Source organism: Dankookia sp. GCM10030260 (assembly GCF_042666655.1).
In the GTDB taxonomy this organism is placed as follows: domain Bacteria; phylum Pseudomonadota; class Alphaproteobacteria; order Acetobacterales; family Acetobacteraceae; genus Paracraurococcus.
Genome location: NZ_JBHTDE010000001.1, coordinates 539,958 through 556,597, shown reverse-complemented (window position 1 = coordinate 556,597; position 16,640 = coordinate 539,958). Strand labels below are relative to the sequence as shown.

General features: G+C 75.6%; 13 protein-coding genes. 8 read left to right on the top strand and 5 right to left on the bottom strand.

Annotated features, from left to right (window positions below):
- Positions 1–75: 75 nt before the first annotated feature.
- The 6 genes from ACFQS7_RS02740 (at position 76) to ACFQS7_RS02715 (ending at position 9,493) form a co-directional block, all read left to right on the top strand.
- Entirely contained in the window at positions 76–804 is a 729-nt protein-coding gene (locus tag ACFQS7_RS02740) for a nucleotidyltransferase family protein (protein ID WP_380065477.1), read from the top strand.
- 24 nt (positions 805–828) lie between these two features.
- Positions 829–3,972: a double-strand break repair protein AddB gene (gene addB / locus ACFQS7_RS02735; protein WP_380065476.1), complete on the top strand. Its 3,144-nt coding sequence runs from the start codon at positions 829–831 to the stop codon at positions 3,970–3,972.
- A complete protein-coding gene (gene addA / locus ACFQS7_RS02730) occupies positions 3,969–7,397 on the top strand; it encodes a double-strand break repair helicase AddA (RefSeq protein WP_380065475.1) in 3,429 nt (1,142 codons plus the stop codon). Before addB ends, addA begins: the two co-directional genes overlap by 4 nt.
- 99 nt (positions 7,398–7,496) lie before the next feature.
- Complete coding sequence (trxA, locus tag ACFQS7_RS02725) at positions 7,497–7,826, top strand: thioredoxin TrxA (RefSeq protein ID WP_380065474.1); 330 nt, start codon at positions 7,497–7,499, stop codon at positions 7,824–7,826.
- Positions 7,827–7,946: 120 nt separating this feature from the next.
- The gene (locus ACFQS7_RS02720) at positions 7,947–9,140 is read left to right on the top strand and encodes a PQQ-dependent sugar dehydrogenase (protein ID WP_380065473.1); all 1,194 of its coding nucleotides are present in this window, start codon (positions 7,947–7,949) and stop codon (positions 9,138–9,140) included.
- A 140-nt stretch (positions 9,141–9,280) separates the two neighbouring features.
- Entirely contained in the window at positions 9,281–9,493 is a 213-nt protein-coding gene (locus ACFQS7_RS02715) for a hypothetical protein (RefSeq protein WP_380065472.1), read from the top strand.
- 408 nt (positions 9,494–9,901) lie between these two features.
- On the opposite strand, the gene ACFQS7_RS02710 is transcribed toward ACFQS7_RS02715, so the two are convergent.
- The 5 genes from ACFQS7_RS02710 to flgE form a co-directional block, all read right to left on the bottom strand.
- Positions 9,902–10,324, bottom strand: coding sequence for a flagellar biosynthesis repressor FlbT (locus ACFQS7_RS02710; protein WP_380065471.1), 423 nt, complete (start codon positions 10,322–10,324; stop codon positions 9,902–9,904).
- Between the two features lie 79 nt (positions 10,325–10,403).
- Positions 10,404–11,471 carry a flagellin gene (locus tag ACFQS7_RS02705; protein ID WP_380065470.1) on the bottom strand — a complete coding sequence of 356 codons (1,068 nt, stop codon included), beginning with the start codon at positions 11,469–11,471 and terminating at the stop codon, positions 10,404–10,406.
- Positions 11,468–12,133: a flagellar basal body rod C-terminal domain-containing protein gene (locus tag ACFQS7_RS02700; protein ID WP_380065469.1), complete on the bottom strand. Its 666-nt coding sequence runs from the start codon at positions 12,131–12,133 to the stop codon at positions 11,468–11,470. Before ACFQS7_RS02700 ends, ACFQS7_RS02705 begins: the two co-directional genes overlap by 4 nt.
- Before the next feature lie 48 nt (positions 12,134–12,181).
- Positions 12,182–12,988, bottom strand: coding sequence for a FlgK family flagellar hook-associated protein (locus tag ACFQS7_RS02695; protein WP_380065468.1), 807 nt, complete (start codon positions 12,986–12,988; stop codon positions 12,182–12,184).
- 22 nt (positions 12,989–13,010) lie between these two features.
- Positions 13,011–14,315, bottom strand: a complete 1,305-nt coding sequence (gene flgE / locus ACFQS7_RS02690) for a flagellar hook protein FlgE (RefSeq protein WP_380065467.1) — start codon at positions 14,313–14,315, stop codon at positions 13,011–13,013.
- A gap of 181 nt (positions 14,316–14,496) precedes the next feature.
- Here flgE and ACFQS7_RS02685 point away from each other — a divergent pair, with 181 nt between their 5' ends.
- Together ACFQS7_RS02685 and ACFQS7_RS02680 are read left to right on the top strand one after the other, a co-directional pair.
- On the top strand, positions 14,497–15,963 hold the full coding sequence (locus tag ACFQS7_RS02685; RefSeq protein WP_380065466.1) for a flagellar hook-length control protein FliK: 1,467 nt from the start codon (positions 14,497–14,499) through the stop codon (positions 15,961–15,963).
- A gap of 13 nt (positions 15,964–15,976) precedes the next feature.
- Positions 15,977–16,636 (top strand): flagellar hook capping FlgD N-terminal domain-containing protein, encoded by a 660-nt coding sequence (locus ACFQS7_RS02680; RefSeq protein WP_380065465.1) that lies wholly within the window; start codon positions 15,977–15,979, stop codon positions 16,634–16,636.
- The last annotated feature ends 4 nt before the right edge of the window (positions 16,637–16,640 follow it).

Sequence of the window (16,640 nt, the reverse complement as noted above, 5' to 3'; positions counted from 1 at the left end):
CCCAGCCTTGCCTTCCGCGCCGCGCGCCGGCGTCGTAGGAAGGCGCATGCCCCCCAGCCGCCGGAGTCCCGCCGCGTGATCACGCTCACCCATGGCATGGTCCTCGCGGCCGGCCTCGGCCTGCGCATGCGGCCTCTGACCGAGACCACCGCCAAGCCGCTGCTCAGGCTCTCGGGCCGCAGCCTGCTGGACCATGCGCTGGACCGGCTGGACTCGGTGGGCATCGGCCAGGCGGTGGTCAACGCCCATTGGCACGCCGACCAGGTCGCCGCCGCGGTCGCCGGCCGCGCCGGGCCGCGCGTCGTGCTGCAGCGGGAGGACACGCTGCTGGAGACCGGCGGCGGCGTCGCCCGCGCCTTGCCGCTGCTGGGGGACGGTCCCTTCGCGGTGGCCAATGGCGACAGCGTCTGGCTCGACGGGCCGCGCCAGGCACTCGGCCGCATGGCCGCGATGTTCGACCCGGAGACGATGGACGGGCTGCTGCTGGTGGTGCGCAGCGCCCAGGTGGACGGCGAGACCGGCCGGGGCGACTTCCTGCTCGACCCGCTCGGCCGGGTGCGGCGGCCGAAGGAGCGGGAGTTGGCGCCCTACGTCTTCTCCGGCGTGCAGATCCTCTCGCCCGGCCTGGTACGGGACGTGCCGGACGGCCCCTTCAGCCTCAACATCCTCTATGATCGCGCCATCGACTCGGGGCGGCTCTTCGCCCTGGTGCATGACGGGGTCTGGTTCCACCTCTCGACGCCGCCGGACCTGGAACGGGCCGAGGCGGCGATGCAGGCGGGGCTGGTCCGCGCCGTCTTCTGACCGCAGCCAGCACGGAGTGACCGGGTGAAGCTCTACGACATCCCGGCGCATCTCCCCTTCCTCGATTGCCTCGCCGCCGGCGTGCTGAAGTCGATCCCCGGCGAGGCGCCCGAGCGCCTGTCCCGCGTCACCATCCTGCTGCCGACCCGGCGCTCCGCCCGCGCCCTGCGCGTCGCCTTCCTGCGCGCCGCGAAGGGCAGTTCGCTGCTGCTGCCGCGGATGCGCGCGCTGGCCGGGCTCTCGACCGAGGATGCCGACGAGCTCGCCTTGCCCACGCTGCTCGACCTGCCGCCGGCGGTGGAGCCGCTGCGCCGCCAGGCGGTGCTGGCCGGCTACATCGTGCAGCTCCCGCGCGACCGCGGCGGCCCGGCGACCCAGGAACAGGCCTGGTCGCTGGCCGGCGCCCTGGCCACGCTGCTGGACGAGATCGCGCTGGAGGAGACCGACCTCGACCTGCTGGCCGAGGCCGACCCGGCGACGCTGAACGACGCCTGGCTGGCGCGCCTGGCCGGGCTGGTGCCGGAGATCCATGCCGAGCACTGGAACATCACCCTGGTCTTCGTCCGCGCCGTCATGGCGCAGTGGCAGGACTGGCTGGACAGGCAGGGGCTGCTGGATATCGGCATGCGCCGCGCCCAGGCGCTGCGGGCGCAGACCCGCGCCTGGCAGCAGGACCCGCCGCGCGACCCGGTGATCGCCGCGGGCATCGGCGTCGGCGGCACCATCCCGGCGGCCGAGGAGCTGCTGCGCGTCGTCGCCACCGAGCTGCCGCAGGGCTGCGTGGTGCTGCACGGGCTCGATACCGGCAGCCTGGAGCCGGTGATGTGGCAGGCGATCCACGACGCGCCGACGCATCCCTTCTGCGGCCAGCACCGGCTGCTGCGGAAGCTGCGGGCGGCGCAGGACGACGTGCGGCGCTGGCCGGGCTGCCTGCCCGACGAGGCCGTGCCGCTGGCGGTGCCGGAACTACGCCCGGCCCTGCTGGGGATGGCGTTGCGCCCGGCCGGCGGCCTGCCCGCCTGGCAGGACCGCCGGCCCTCCGCCTGGCGCCCGGCGCTGGCCGGGCTCACCCAGCTCACCGCGCCGGACGCGCAAGGCGAGGCGGTGGCGATCGCCCTGACCCTGCGCGAGGCGCTGGAGGACCCGAAGGCGCGCGTCGCCCTGGTGACGCCCGACCGCGACCTGGCGCGCCGCGTCTCGGCGGAACTCGCCCGGCATGGCGTGACCGCCGACGACTCCGCCGGCGAGCCGCTGGGCGAGACCCCGGCGGGGGGCTTCCTGCGACTGCTGGCGCGGATGGCCGCGGCCGAGCTGGCGCCGGTGCCGCTGCTCGCCGTCCTCAAGCATCCGATGTGTGCCGGCGGGCGCGACCGCGGCGACTGGCTGCGCGCGGTGCGCCGGCTGGAACGCGCCATCCTGCGCGGCCCGCGCCCGGCGCCGGGGATCGAGGGGCTGCGCACCGCCGCCGCGGCGGCGCTGGCGCGCGACAAGGATGCCGACATCCTGGCCGAGATCCGCGGCCTGCTCGGCACGCTGGAGGATGCGCTGGGCGGCTTCGACCGGCTGCCGGACAGCCCGGCACGGCCGCCCGCCGACCTGCTGACGGCGCAGCTCGAGGCGGCCGAGGCGCTCGCCGGCACGGACGCCGAAGCCGGCGGGCTGCGGCTCTATGCCGGGGAGGAGGGCGAGGCCCTGGCGGCGCATCTGGCGGCGCTGGAGCCGGCGATGCAGGCGCTGCCGCCGATCGCGCCCTCGGCCTGGCCGGCGCTGTTCGACGCGGCGATGGAGGGGGCGGCGGCGCCCTCGCTGCGCGCCACCCGGGGGCGCGACGCCGGGGCGCATCCGCGCGTCGAGATCCTCGGCCTGCTGGAAGCCCGGCTGCTGACCTTCGACCGGGTGGTCCTCGGCGCGCTGGACGAGACGGTCTGGCCGCTGGCGACCGATCCCGGCCCCTGGATGAGCCGGCCGATGCGCACCGAATTCGGCCTGCCGGAGCCCGAGGCCCGCATCGGCCGGGTCTGCGCCGACTTCCTGCTGGCGGCCTGTTCGGCACCCTCCGCCGTGCTGTCCCGCGCCGCGCGGCGCGGCGGCGCGCCGACCGTCCCGGCCCGCTGGCTCACCCGGATCGAGACCTTCCTGCGCGGCCAGTTCGACGACGCCGTCCTGCCCGGCGGCCTGCGGCTGCCGCAAAGCCCGATGGTCGCCTGGGCCACGGCACTCGACGCCCCGGCCGAGGTCACCCCCTGCGACCGCCCCGCCCCGGCCCCGCCGCCCTCGCTGCGGCCGCGCGAGATCAGCGTCACCGAGGTCGCCACCCTGCTGGCCGACCCCTACGCCTTCTATGCCCGCCGGATGCTGGGCCTCCGCCCGCTCGATCCGATCGATGCCGAGGCCGGGGCGGCCGACTACGGCAACCTGGTGCATGCGACGATGGCGCGGTTCCTCACCGCGCTGGGCGACGGCAAGTGGCCCGGGCGCGAGCAGGCCGCCGCGCTGTTCGAGGCGGCGGCCGAGGCGGCGCTGGCCGAGGCCGGCGCCCGGCCCGGCCTGACCGCCTTCTGGCGCCCGCGCCTCGCCCGCATCGGCAGCTTCGTCCTGGCGGAAGAAGCCAGGACGCGCCGCGACGGCCGGCTCCGCCGCACCGCGACCGAGATTTCCGGCCGCGTCACCCTGGCCGGGGCGGGCGACCAGGCGGTGACGCTGCGGGCGCGGGCCGACCGGATCGACGTGCTGGCCGACGGCACGCTCGGCATCCTCGACTACAAGACCGGCACGCCGCCGACCGGGCCGAAGATCGCCGGCGGCGACGCGCCGCAGCTGCCGCTGGAAGCCGCCATGGCGGCGCGCGGCGGCTTCCCCGGGCTGGAGGCCGCCGCGGCCACCGCCCTGCTCTACTGGAAGCTCAGCGGCGGGGCGGAGCCGGGCGAGGTGATCGATGCCGGCAACCTGCTGGCGAAGCACCGCAAGGCCGCGAGCCCGGCCGCCGCCATCGAATCCGAGGCCGAGGAGGCCTTCCAGGCCGCCCGAAGGCTGGTCGGCGACTACCTGCTGGGGCCGAAGCCCTTCCGCGCCTGGCCGCACCCGTCCCGCGCCACCGCCGGGCACGACTACGACCATTTGTCGCGCCGCGCCGAATGGGCCGGCGCCGAGGACGGCGACGCCGCATGAACACCATGATGCCCCCGATCGGCGCCCGCGCCGTCGCCGAGCGCGCCCAGCGCATCGCCTCCGATCCCGGCCTCTCGGCCTGGGTCGGCGCCTCCGCCGGGTCGGGCAAGACCAAGGTGCTGACCGACCGGGTGCTGCGGCTGCTGCTGCAGGAGGAGCAGAAGGCCAACCGGCTGCTGTGCCTGACCTTCACCCGCGCCGCCGCGGCCGAGATGGCGACCCGCCTCGCCCGGCGCCTCGGCGACTGGGCGGTGGCGGAGGAACCCAGGCTCGACGCCGAGCTGGCCGCGCTCGGCGCGGTGCCGGGGGAGGCGCTGCGGCGCCGCGCCCGGACGCTGTTTGCCGAGGTGCTGGAATTGCCCGGCGGCATGCGGATCTCGACCATCCACGCCTTCTGCCAGTCGCTGCTGCACGCCTTCCCGCTGGAGGCCGGGCTGCCGCCGCAGTTCTCCGTGCTGGAGGACATGGACGCGGCGCAGATGCTGTCCGAGGCGCGCGAATCCGTGCTGTCCGGCGGCCAGGTCGCGCCGGCCCAGGTGGCGCTGCTGGCCGGCCTCGTCGGGGCGGACGATTTCTCCAAGTCCGTCGCCGCCCTGATGCGCGACCGCGCCCGGCTGGCGAATGCGCTGCGGGCGACCAACGGGCTGCCCGGCCTGCGGCTGCGCCTGGCCCGGCTGCTCGGCCTCGAGGACGAGGACACGGTCGACAGCGCGGTGGCGAGGCTATGCGCCGTGCCGGAGGCGGTCGGCCAGGCCGCGGCGGCGCTGCTGAACCACAAGAACAAGACCAGCCGCGACGGCGCCGCGCGGATGCGCGCCTGGCTGGCGCAGGACCCGCTCGACCGCGACCCGGCGGAATGGCGGTCCTGCCTGTTCACCGACAAGGGCGACCTGCGCAAGGCCCTGGAGGGCATCGAGGCGATCGAGCGCGAGGCGCTGCGCCTGCAGGCCGCCGAATCCCACCTCACCTCCTGCCGCCTGCTGGAGGCGACCGAGGCGCTGCTGGCCCTGGCCGGCCCGGTGCTCGACCGGGTCGAGGCGCGCAAGCGCAGCGCCGGGCTGCTGGGCTACGACGACCTGATCGCCACCGCGGAGCGCGTGCTGAAGGACCCCGGCAGCGCCTGGGTGCTGTTCAAGCTGGACGGCGGGCTCGACCACATCCTGCTGGACGAGGCGCAGGACACCAACCCGGCGCAATGGGGCATCGCCAGCGCGCTGACGTCCGATTTCTTCGCCGGCGCCGGCCGGCGCGACAACGCGCTGCGCACCATCTTCGCGGTGGGCGACATCAAGCAGGCGATCTACGGCTTCCAGGGGGCGGACGCCGCCGGCTTCGGCACCTGGGAGGGCGAGTACCGCACCCGCGTGCAGGGGCTGGATGCCGGGCGGTTCGAGAAGGTGGACCTCAACGTCTCCTTCCGCTCCACCGCGCCGGTCCTCGCCTTGGTGGATGCGGTCTTCGCCGAGGGCGAGGCGCGCGCCGGCGTGGTGGCCGACGGCGCCACCCTGGTGCACCTGCCCGACCGCGCCGGCCAGGCCGGGCGGGTCGAGCTCTGGCCGTTGCTGCGCCCGGCGGAGAAGCCCAAGGCGCCGGCCTGGGAGGTGCCCGACGCCCCGGCCCGGGTCGCCGACGCCGCCGCCCTGCTGGCCGAGGCGCTGGCGGCGCGGATCGCCGCCATGGTCGGGACGGAGGAATTGCCGGCGCGCGGCCGGACGGTGCGGCCGGGCGACATCCTGGTGCTGGTGCGCCGGCGCACCGCCTTCGTGCAGCGCCTGGTGCGCGCGCTGAAGGAACGCCACGTCCCGGTCGGCGGCGTCGACCGGATCACGCTGGTCGAGCAGATCGCGGTGCAGGACCTGCTGGCGCTGTGCGACGTGCTGCTGCTGCCCGAGGACGACCTGCAGTTGGCGGCGCTGCTGCGCAGCCCGTTGCTGGGGCTGACGGACGAGGAATTGTTCGCGCTGGCGCATGGCCGCAGCGGGTCGCTGTTCGGCGCGCTGATGCAGCATCGTGGGGCCGAGGGCCGGTTCGGCGCCGCGGCCGACTGGATCGCGCGCATCTCCGGCCGGGCCGACCTGATCGGCCCGCATGCGCTGCTGGCCGGCGTGCTGGGCGAGGAGGGCGGCCGGGCGCGGCTGCTGGCCCGGCTCGGCCCCGATGCCGCCGACCCGCTGGACGAGGTGCTGAACGCCGCGCTCGACTACGAGGGACGCCACCCGCCCAGCCTGCAGGGCTTCGTCGACTGGCTCCGCCGCGGCGGCGCCGAGATCAAGCGCGAGGCCGAGGGCGGCGCGGATGCCATCCGCATCATGACCGTGCACGGCGCCAAGGGGCTGCAGGCGCCGGTCGTCATCATCCCCGACGTCGGCGGCGGCCGCGGCGAGAAGGAGATCCGCTGGGGCCGGCTGGACGGCGCCGAATTGCCGCTCTGGGCGCCGCGCAGCCGCCGCGAATACCGCGCCCCGGCCTGGCGGGACGTCTTCGAGCAGGACGAGGCGGCCCGGCTGCAGGAGGAGAACCGGCTGCTCTACGTGGCGCTGACCCGGGCCGAGGACCGGCTGCTGGTCTGCGGCTGGGGCAAGGAGCCGAAGGGCTGGTACGCGCTGATCGAGGCCGGCTTCCGCCGGCTCGACGGCATGGCGGAGACGCCTTTCGAGCCGGCCGCCTTCGACGGTCCCGCCGCCTGCGACTTCGGCGGCCTGCCCTGCCTGGCGCATGGCTGCGACCAGGAGTCGGGGCTGATGCAGGAACGCGCCGCCGCGGCGGGCGAGGCCGCCGGCCCCCTCCCCGGCTGGGCCACCCGCCCGGCCCCGCCGGAGGCCGCCGAGGTCGCCATCGCGCCCTCCGCCCTGCCGGGCGAGTCCGAGACCCCGGCCGCGGCGCCGCACGGCATCGCCGATCCCGGCGGCCGCCGCTTCCGCCGCGGCCGGGTGATCCATGCGCTGCTGCAGCACCTGCCCGACCTGCCGCCCGAGGCGCGGGCGGCCGCGGCGGGGCGCTTCCTCGCCCGGCCGGGGCATGGGCTGGGCGAGGCCGAGCAGGCCGAGACCGCGGCCGAGGTGCTGGCCTTGCTCTCGGCGCCCGAGGCGGCGGCGGCCTTCGCCCCCGGCAGCCTGGCCGAGGCGCCGATCGCCGGCCGGGTCGGCGGGGTGCTGGTCGCCGGCCAGGTGGACCGGCTGGTGGTGACGCCGGACCGGGTGGTGGTGCTGGACTTCAAGACCAACCGGCCGCCGCCGGCCGAGGTGGACCAGGTCCCGGCGCTGTACCTGCGGCAGATGGCGGCCTACCGCACGGTGCTGCGCCAGGCCTTCCCCGGCCGGGCGGTGGACTGCGTGCTGGTCTGGACCTACGGCGCCCGGCTGATGCCGCTGCCATCCGCGCTGCTCGACCGGCATGCGGCGGTGGCCCCCGCGCCGGTTGCATGACCGGCCTGCGATACCGCCATCCTTGACCCGGGGCCACCGGCGCCCGACCTTTGTGGCCGATCCGGGGCACCCCGCCCCACCAGATGAGGCATTTCCCCGATGAGCGAGCTCACCAAGGCGGTCACTGACGACACCTTCAAGCAGGACGTGCTGGATGCCAGCGGCGCCGTGCTGGTGGATTTCTGGGCCGAGTGGTGTGGCCCCTGCCGCATGGTCGGGCCGATCCTCGACGAGCTGGCGACCGAGTTCGAGGGCAAGCTGACCATCGCCAAGGTGAACATCGACGAGAACCCGATGACGCCGAACGAGTATGCGGTGCGCGGCATCCCGACGATGCTGCTGTTCAAGGACGGCAAGCTGCTGGACACCAAGGTCGGCGCCTCGCCAAAGGGGCCGCTGCGGGAGTGGATCCAGGGCCAGATCGGCTGAAGCCGATCGCGGGAGCACGCGCCGGAGCCTGCCCCTGCCCGACCGACAGCAGGCGGCGGCGGGCTAGCCTTCCCCGCCCGCCGCAAGCCGCCAAGGGCCTGCGGCGTAGCCATCGATAGGTTGATACCGCCGCTGCGCCGGCGCGGCCGCATGGGGCTGGCGCCGGTGGCGGCGGTGCCCATCTGGCGGGGCATGATGCGCTTCCTCGCCCCGCTCCTCGCCCCGTTGCTCCTGGTGGTCGCCGGCGCCGCCCGCGCCCAGGCGCCGAACAACCCGGCGGCCTTCCAGGTCACCGACTTCGCCACCGGGCTCGAGCGTCCCTGGGGCGCCGCCTTCCTGCCGGATGGCCGGCTGCTGGTCACCGAACGCCCCGGCCGGCTGCGGCTGGTCGGGCGGGATGGCCAGGTCTCCGCCCCGCTCGGCGGGGTGCCGGCGGTCGAGGCGCGCGGCCAGGGCGGCCTGCTCGACATCGCGCTCGCGCCGGATTTCGCCACGACACGCGAGCTTTATCTCTGCCACGCCATGGTGGTGCAGGGCGGCGCGCTGACCCGGCTGGTGCGCGCCCGGTTGGCGCCCGACGCCACGGCGCTGGAGGCGGTGACGCCGATCCTCGACGCGACGCCGGCGCAGGAGGAGGGCCGCAACCACTGGGGCTGCCGCATCGCCTTCGCCCCGGACGGCGCGCTGTTCCTGTCCACCGGCGACCGCTACGCCACCAAGCTGCGGGCGCAGCGGCCGGACGACTTGGCCGGCAAGGTGCTGCGCCTGGCCCGCGACGGCGCGCCGCGGCCGGACAACCCCTTCGCCGGCCGCGCCGGGACGCGGGCGGAGATCTTCACCCTCGGCCACCGCAACCCGCAGGGCCTCGCCTTCAACCCCTGGACCGGCAGCCTCTGGCAGGCGGAATTCGGCGCCCGCGGCGGCGACGAGATCAACCTGCTGCGGGCCGGCCGGAACTACGGCTGGCCGCTGGTGACCAAGGGGGTGGACTACAACGGCAGCCGGATCGGCGAGGGCGCCTCCCGCCCCGACCTGGAGGAGCCGGTGCATTGGTGGGTGCCATCGGTCAGCCCCTCCGGCATCGCCTTCTATGACGGCGCGGCCTTCCCGGCCTGGCGCGGCAGCCTGCTCGTCGCGGCGCTGAACCCGCCGGGGCTGGTGCGGCTGGCGACCCAGGGCGACCGGGTGGTCGGGGAGGAGCGCCTGCTCACCCAGGGCCCGCGGCTGCGCCAGGTGGTGCCGGGACCGGATGGGCTGATCTACCTGCTGACCGACGAGACGCGCGGGCGGGTGCTGCGGCTGGCGCCGGGCTAGCACCGGCCCGCCGGGACAACACATCGAAGGACGGCATCAGATCGAGCGGAACACGCAAGAACTTGTTTGACCCGACTCGAAAACCCACCATAGGTTGTGTTCAGCGAAAGAATTTCGCCAATCTAACCAGGATGGTGGCCATGCAGTCCCAGGACTTCGTACCTTTCCCCCACCGGGCGATGAACGACCCAAGCAGCGGCCCCGCCGACCGGCGGTCCCTGCTCGATGCCCTGAGCGCCCTTACCGCGCAGGCCGAGGCGGCCGGCCTCGACCTGACCGCGGCCCGGCTCCGCGCCGTCGGCAAGCTGGCCTGTGCCGAGATGGTCCAGGCCGGGCTGAAGCGCCTCGTCTGACCACTCCAAGGGTTGGTTGCGCACCGCTGACGGCGAGCGGCGCGATGCCGCCTGTTCGGCGCCGTTCCGGGCGCATGGCCGGCCGGGGCGGAGACCGATGAACAACGGCGCGCCGTGCGGCCCAGCTGGGCATGCTGCCGGTCAGCCGGGCCAGGCAGCCCGCGGCCCGGCGCCGCCCTGGCCGGGTGGAGGCGCCGTGGTGAGCGCCGGGCCACCCGGCGCGCCATGGCCTATCCGGGCGGCGCGCCGGTGGGTGGGCCGGGCGGGGTGCCCGGGTTGCCGACCAGGGACCAACCGGCGCCGTTGATGGCGATCGACCGCCGCCGCGTCGGGCAGGACCATGACCGGACGGCCGTCGGAATGCCGCCGGCCGGACAGGGGATACCTCCTGGCCTTGGCTGCAGCGCCTCAGGCCTCCGCCCGCGGCGCCGCCAGCGGCGGCAGCCCGAGCACCTCCTCCTCGTGCCGCATCACCCGGCGCGTCAGCTTCAGCGCCTGGTAGCAGTCGTCCGCTTCGGCGAAGCCCAGCGCCTGGCCCAGCATCTCCCGCGCCGAAGCCGAGGTCGTCGCCTCCTGGAACTCGGCGATCAGCGACCGCGCGGCGACCAGGCCGCCCGGGCGCTCCTCGTCGTTGCCGATATAGGCGGTCTGCAGGGCGAAATAGATCCGCCGGGCCGGCGTCGTTGCCGCCTCCGGCGCCATGATCTGCTTGCCGAACAGGAAGCGCGCCTTGGCCGCCAGCTCGATGCGGGCGCGATTGCGGAAGCGGATCGGCGCCCCGTTCACCACCATCAGATCGCCCTGGCGTAACTCGAGCACCAGCGTGGACATGAATCTTCCTTTTGCCGCCGCACGCGCAATCCACGAAGCCTCGCAGCTTGCGTTTAACGGTCCCTGAACCGCCAGGCGATCAGGGGAGATACCGAACGAGTGTCAGACTGCCGAGATTGCCCATCGCCGAGTAGCTCGCCTCCAGCGCGGTCCGGGTCGCCTGAAGGCGCGTGAGGGTGGATGCAAGATCGATCTCCTCGATATCGGCAAGCTGGGTCTTCAACGTGTCGGTGATGATGCCGTGCCGGTCCTGTGCCGCCTGCAGCCGCTGCTCGACCAGGCCGAGCGCGCCCTGCTCGTCGGCCAGGCCGTTCGCCGCGCTCTTCAGCCCCTGCCGGATGCCGTCCGCCAGCGCCCGGAAATCGGCCGGCGAACCGGCCTGGGCCGGGCCGAGCGAGGCGATGCTGGCCAGGCCGCGCAGCAGGTCGCGCGCCCAGGACCCGGTGGTCTCCCCGGCCGAGGCGGCGGCGCCGTTGCGGTTGGCGGCGATGCCATAGGCCACCGCCTGGCCATCCCCCGCCGGCACGCTGCGGCGCGGCTCGGCCAGCCCGGTCGCCGGGTCGGACAGGAAGGCGGAGAAGGGCGTCACCCCCGCGCCGTCGTCCATCGCCGCCGCCCGGGTCGCGGCCACGACCGCCGCGGCATTGCCGCCGCCGAGCGTCGCCACCGCGCCGGCGATCAGCGTCGCCATGCCCGAGGCCGGCAGGCCCTCCGGGTCCGGCACCGGCGGGTTGGCGAAATCCGACCCGCCGAACAGGTATTCGCCGCCGCTCCGGCTGTTCAGCAGCTGCCCGACCTCGACCATCGCCGCCCTGGCGCGCGCGGCGACCAGCGGGAGCGACGCGGTGTCGTTCGGGTCCAGCTTGATCGCCGCGCCGTCGGCGAATTCGCGGGCGATGGCGGACAGCCTCTGCAGCGCCGTGCCCGTGGCCGCGGCGCGGCCGAGCGCCTCGCCGATCGCGCCGGCATAGGCGTCGCGCCGGCCGATCTCGCCCCGCAGGGTCAGGGCGCGCGGCAACTGCGCCGCCAGGTCGCCGACCTGGTCGGTCCGCCGCCCGGTCGAGGCCTGCCGGGTCAGCGTCTCCAGCCGCAGCCGCAGCGCGGCGCTGTCGCCGGTCATCCGGCCGAGCAGGCTGATCCCGGTCATCGCACCGCCCCCAGCAGCGTGTCGAACAGCGCCTGCAGCGTCCCCAGCACCTTGGCATTGGCGGCATAGGCGTTCTGCAGCGCGACGATGCCGGCCATCTCGGCGTCGGTGTCGACCCCGGATTGCGCCCCGAACCGCGCCTGCAGCGCCGTGCCCAGCGCCGTCGCCTGGTCCTTGGCGGCGGTCGCCGCGGCACGGTCGCCGGTCTGCGCCGTGGTGACCCGACCGGCATAGGCCTCCAGCGTCGCCGGCGCGGTGAAGGGGGAGGCCAGGCTGCCATCCGGCCCCAGCCCGGCAGTGGCGATGCCGGGCCAGGGCTGGCCGGCCGCGGCCTCCGCGCCGAAGCCGTGGTCCAACACGCGGTCGAGCAGGGTGGTAAATCCGGCCGGCCCGCCGGGCGGGTTGGGGGTGAAGGCGGTGGGGCCGCCGGCGCCGCCCGCCACCGCCCGGGTGCCATCCCGCAGCCGGGCCGGGTCGGCGGCGATCGCCGGGTTCACCCGGATCCGCCCGGCGAAGCCGACCTGGTCGCTGCCGGCATAGGGCTGCGCCGGGTCCGGCACGCTGGTCCCGTCCGCATCGGTGAACAGCCGCAGCCCCTCCGCGTCCAGCCGGGCGGCGAGGTGGCCGGCCAGCATGTCGGCCTCGGCCTGGTAGCGCGGCAAGGTGCGGTCGCGCAGCGCGATCGCCTCCCCCAGCCGGCCGCCGGCGACCTAGCCGGTGATGTCGAGCCCGTTCAGCGTCACCCCCGGCAGGCTGCCTCCGGCGCCATGCAGGCTGGCCGGCTGCACCATGGCGTCGGCGGTGGCCAGCTGGTCGCGGCCGGGGTCGAGCGGCAGGATGATGCCGCCCTTGGCGACCAGCAGCAGGTCGCCGCCCGAGCGCTTCACCGCCTGCACGCCCAGGCTTTCGGCGAGGGTGGCGATGGCGGCGTCGCGCTGGTCCTCCAGCGCCGCGGCATCGCCCTCGCCGCCGGTCTTCAATTGCAGGGTCAGCGCGGCGACCTGGCGCAGCGCGGCGTTGGCGGCCTTCACCTCGGCGACGATGCCGTCCTGCGCCTGCTGCCGCGCCGTGCCGATCGCCTGGGACACGCCGTTCAGCCGCAGGGCCAAGGTCTCCGCCGCCGCCGCCGTGGCCTGCTGCTTGCCGGCATCGGCGGGGGCCGCGCGCAGCGCGAGGAAGCCGGTGCGGAGCTCGGCCAGCCCGTCCGCCAGGGTGTGGCCGGCCTCGCCATGCGCCTGCTCGATGCCGGTGAGCAGCGCCTCCCGCAGCCCGGCGGCGGCGCTGCCGGCGCGGCTGGCATCGAGCCGCGCCAGCAGCGCGGCATCGACGGCGCGCGCCGCATCCGCGGTGCGCAGCCCGGCCGGGCTGTCGCCGACGGTGACCGCCTGCTGCGGCACGGCCTTCCGCGTGTAGCCGGGCGTGTCGGCATTGGCGATGTTCTGCGAGGCCTGCGCCAGGCCGCGCTGCACCGCGCCCAGGCCGCTGCGGGCGATCAGCAGGGCGGCGTCGAGGCTCATGGCGGCCTATCCCCGTCCCGGCTCAGCGGCGCATGTTGATCGTGTCCTGCAGCAGCTCATCCGTCGCGGACACCACCTTGGTGTTGGCGGAATAGGCGCGCTGGGCGACGATCAGCTTGGTGAATTCGGTGGCGATGTCGACGTTGGAGCGTTCGATCGAGCCGGTGACCAGCTTGCCGACGCCGTTCGAGGCCGCATCGGTGACCCGCGCCTCGCCGCTTTCCGGCGTGCGCATGAAGGCCTGGCCGTCGAGCCGTTGCAGTTGTTCGGGGTCGTTGAAGGCGACCAGCGGGACCCGGGCGATGACCCGGCTCTGGCCGTTGTCGTAGTTCACCGCGACATCGCCGTTGGCGCGGATCGACAGGCTGGAATAGGCGCCGAGCGGGACGCCGTCCTGGGCGTTGTTGCGGACCGAGAATTCGGTACCCGAATACTGCGTCAGCCCCTGCGCCAGGCCGAACTGGCCGAGGGCGAGGGTGACGGTCTGCGCGCCCTCGCCGAAATCGGCGGTGAAGGTGATGTTCGCGGGGTCGCCGGTGGCGCTGCTCGAGGGCAGGCCGACGGAGCCGGTGGTGCCGGTGAAGCCGCCGATGGTGCCGTCGGTGACCGCCGGCGTGGCGTCGGCGCCGAAGCGCAGGCCGACCGTGCCGCGCGCCGCGGCATTGACGTCGTCCGGCGCGTTGAGCGCCATGGTCCAGGCATTGGTGCCGGTGCTGGTGAAGCTGAGGTTCACCGTGTGCAGCCGGCCGAGCGTGTCGTAGACCTGCGCCTGGGTCGTCACCGGCGTCGTCGTCGCATCCGCCGGCAGGTTGGCGGCGAGGTCGATCCTGGTGGTGGCGACCGGGTTGAAGACCTGCTGGTTCAGCCGGATCGGGTTGAGGATGGTACGGTCCGGGTTGCCCGCGGCATCGGACGGCCAGCCCTGCAGGTAGTAGCCGGCGCCGTTGACGAGGTAGCCGTCCTTGTCGAGCGAGACGTCGCCGGCGCGGGTGAAGAATTGCCGCTCGTCGAACACCGGCAGGCCGTTGGCGGTGCCCTTGGCCAGCGCCACGCTGAAGAAGCCCTGGCCGCCGATCGCCATGGCCAGCGGCTGTTCCGCCTGCTCGATCGTGCCCTGGACGGCGTTGGTGTAGTCCGGCCGGGCGATGACCGCGCCGGGCTCATTCACGTTGGCATTCGACTGGGTGATGTAGGAGACGAAATTCGTGTCCACCCGCTTGTAGCCGATGGTCTGGCTGTTCGCGACGTTGTCCGAGATGTCGCCGAGCGCCTTGCTCTGCGCGGTGAGGCCGCTGATGGCGGCGGTGAGCGCGCCGAAGAGGGACATGCGGGGAAGCTCCGGCAAGGAAGGGTGACCTGGCCGGGGGTGTTGCAGCGGGCGTGCCAGCCGCTGGCGGGGCCGGTCCGGCGAGGCCTGCCGGGCGGGCGGCAGGGCTTGCCGGGTGGCCGGCCGGGCCTGCCGGATTCCGCCTGGCCCGCGGTGGAACGCGGCTCGCAGCGGGGCCGGCATGGATGCATTCCCCCTGCCCGCCGCCGCGCCGCCCCCCCCTCCCGCCCAGCGCGGTGCCGCCGCGGCGCGCGACCCGGCGGCGCCGGCGGGCGGCTTCGCCGCGGCCCTGGCGCGGACGGCGCCCGGGACGCCGGCGGGGGACAACCCGGATGAGATCCCGGCGGCCGGGGACGCGCCGCCGGCCGAGGCGGGCCCGGTGCCCGTCCCGGCCGTTCCCGATGCGGCCTTGCCGGTCACGCCACCCGACCCGGCCGCCGCCGTGACCCTGCCAGGCGGCCAGGCCCCGGCCGCGGCCGAGGCCTCCGCCGCCGGCAGCCGGCCGGCCGACGCCGCGGCCCTGGCCGGCGCGATCCAGGGCGCCGGGTGCCCGGCCGGCGATGGCCGGGATGCGGTGGGGCCGGGCAGCGCGCCCGATGCCGCCGCGATCCCTGCCGCAGCCGACCCGTCGCCGACGCCAGGCCGATCCGCGGCGCTGCCGCCAGCCGGGGCGGCCGCGCCGCCGGCATCGCCGATGACGGCTGCGCCCGCCCCGCCGGCCGCAGCCGGGGCGCCGGCCGGCATCGCCAGGCCGGCCCCGGATGGCCATAGCGGGCCGCCGGTCACCCCGGGCCGCCGGATGCCGGCATCGCCGCCCATGGCCACGGCGGCCATGCCCCCGGCCGATGGCGCCGCCGCGCCGGCCGAGCCGCCCGTGCCGCCGCAGGTCGCCGCCCTCCTCCCAGCGGCACCGGGTACGCTACCGGCCCGCCCGGCGAGGCCCAGCCCCGGCCCGCCGCCCGACCGCCTGGCAGACGCCCCGGCATTGCCCACCCTGGCCCCCAACCCACCCGATCCCGTGCCGGCCGGGCCGCCGGCCCAGGACAGGCCGACCGCCACCCCGCGGCATCCCGGCGTGGTCCCGGTCGAATCCCGGCCGATCCCAGCCGGGACGGCCGCGGCCGAAGCTCCCGCGGCCCCGGCCCCGGCCCCGGCGCTCCCCGGCCTGCCCGGCCCTGCCCCGGCGGCCCCGGCCGAGGCCGCCGCGGCACCGCCTGCCCCACGCCTGGCCGCGCCGCCGATCCAGCAGGTCGCGCCGGTCGTCATCGCCCTGGCCCAAGGCCCCGGCCAGGCGCCGCGGCTCTCGGTGACGCTGGCGCCGGAGCAGCTCGGCCGGGTCGAGATCCGCATCGAGCGCGATGCCGCCGGCGACACCGCCGCCATCCAGGTCCTCGCCGAGCGGCCGGAGACCCTGGCCCTGCTGCAGCGCGACGCGCGGGAGCTCGACCGCGCCCTCGGCCAGGCCGGCGTCACCGTGGCGGACGGTGGGATGCGCTTCGACCTCGCAGGCCAGGACCAGGCCCCGGGTGGCGGCGAGCCGGGCGCGCGTCGCCAGGGCGGCGGCCGGCACCGCGCCCCGCCGGCCGAGGCCCTGGCCCCCGCCACGCGCCGCGGCCTGACGCTTTCCCTGCTCGACATCGCCGTCTGACCGGAGAACCCCGATGACCACCGTGACCAGTGCCACGCCGACCGGGACCGCCACCGCGGCGGGCAAGACCTCCACCGGGATCGGCGGCGACTTCAACACCTTCCTCACGCTGCTGACGACGCAGCTGAGGAACCAGGACCCGACCAAGGCCATGGACACGCAGGAGATGACCAACCAGCTCGTGCAATTCGCCTCGGTCGAGCAGCAGATCAGCATGAACGGCAACCTCGACAAGCTGATCGGGCTGCAGCAGGCGACGCAGCTCACCGCCGCGGCGCCGCTGATGGGCAAAGTGATGGATGTCGCCAGCGACAGGCTCTCGCTCCAGGGCGGCATCGGCACGCTGCGGCTGCCGGCCGCGGGCAGCGCGACCACGGCGCGGGTGACGGTGCTGGACGCGGCGGGGCGGACGCTGAAGCAGGCCGACGTCACGCTCGGCACGGCTGCGGCCGACTGGACCTGGGACGGCCGGAACACCGCCGGGCAGCGGCAGCCGGACGGCGCCTACCGCATCGCGGTGGCCGGGCGCGACGGGGACGGCAACCCGCAGGACCTCGCCGCGACGGTGCTGGCGCGCGCCACCGCGGCGGAACGCAGCGCGGCCGGCGACCTCAGGCTGGTGCTGGGCGGGCTTTCGGTCGGCTTCGATGCGGTCCGCAGCATCGGCCAGTGACCCG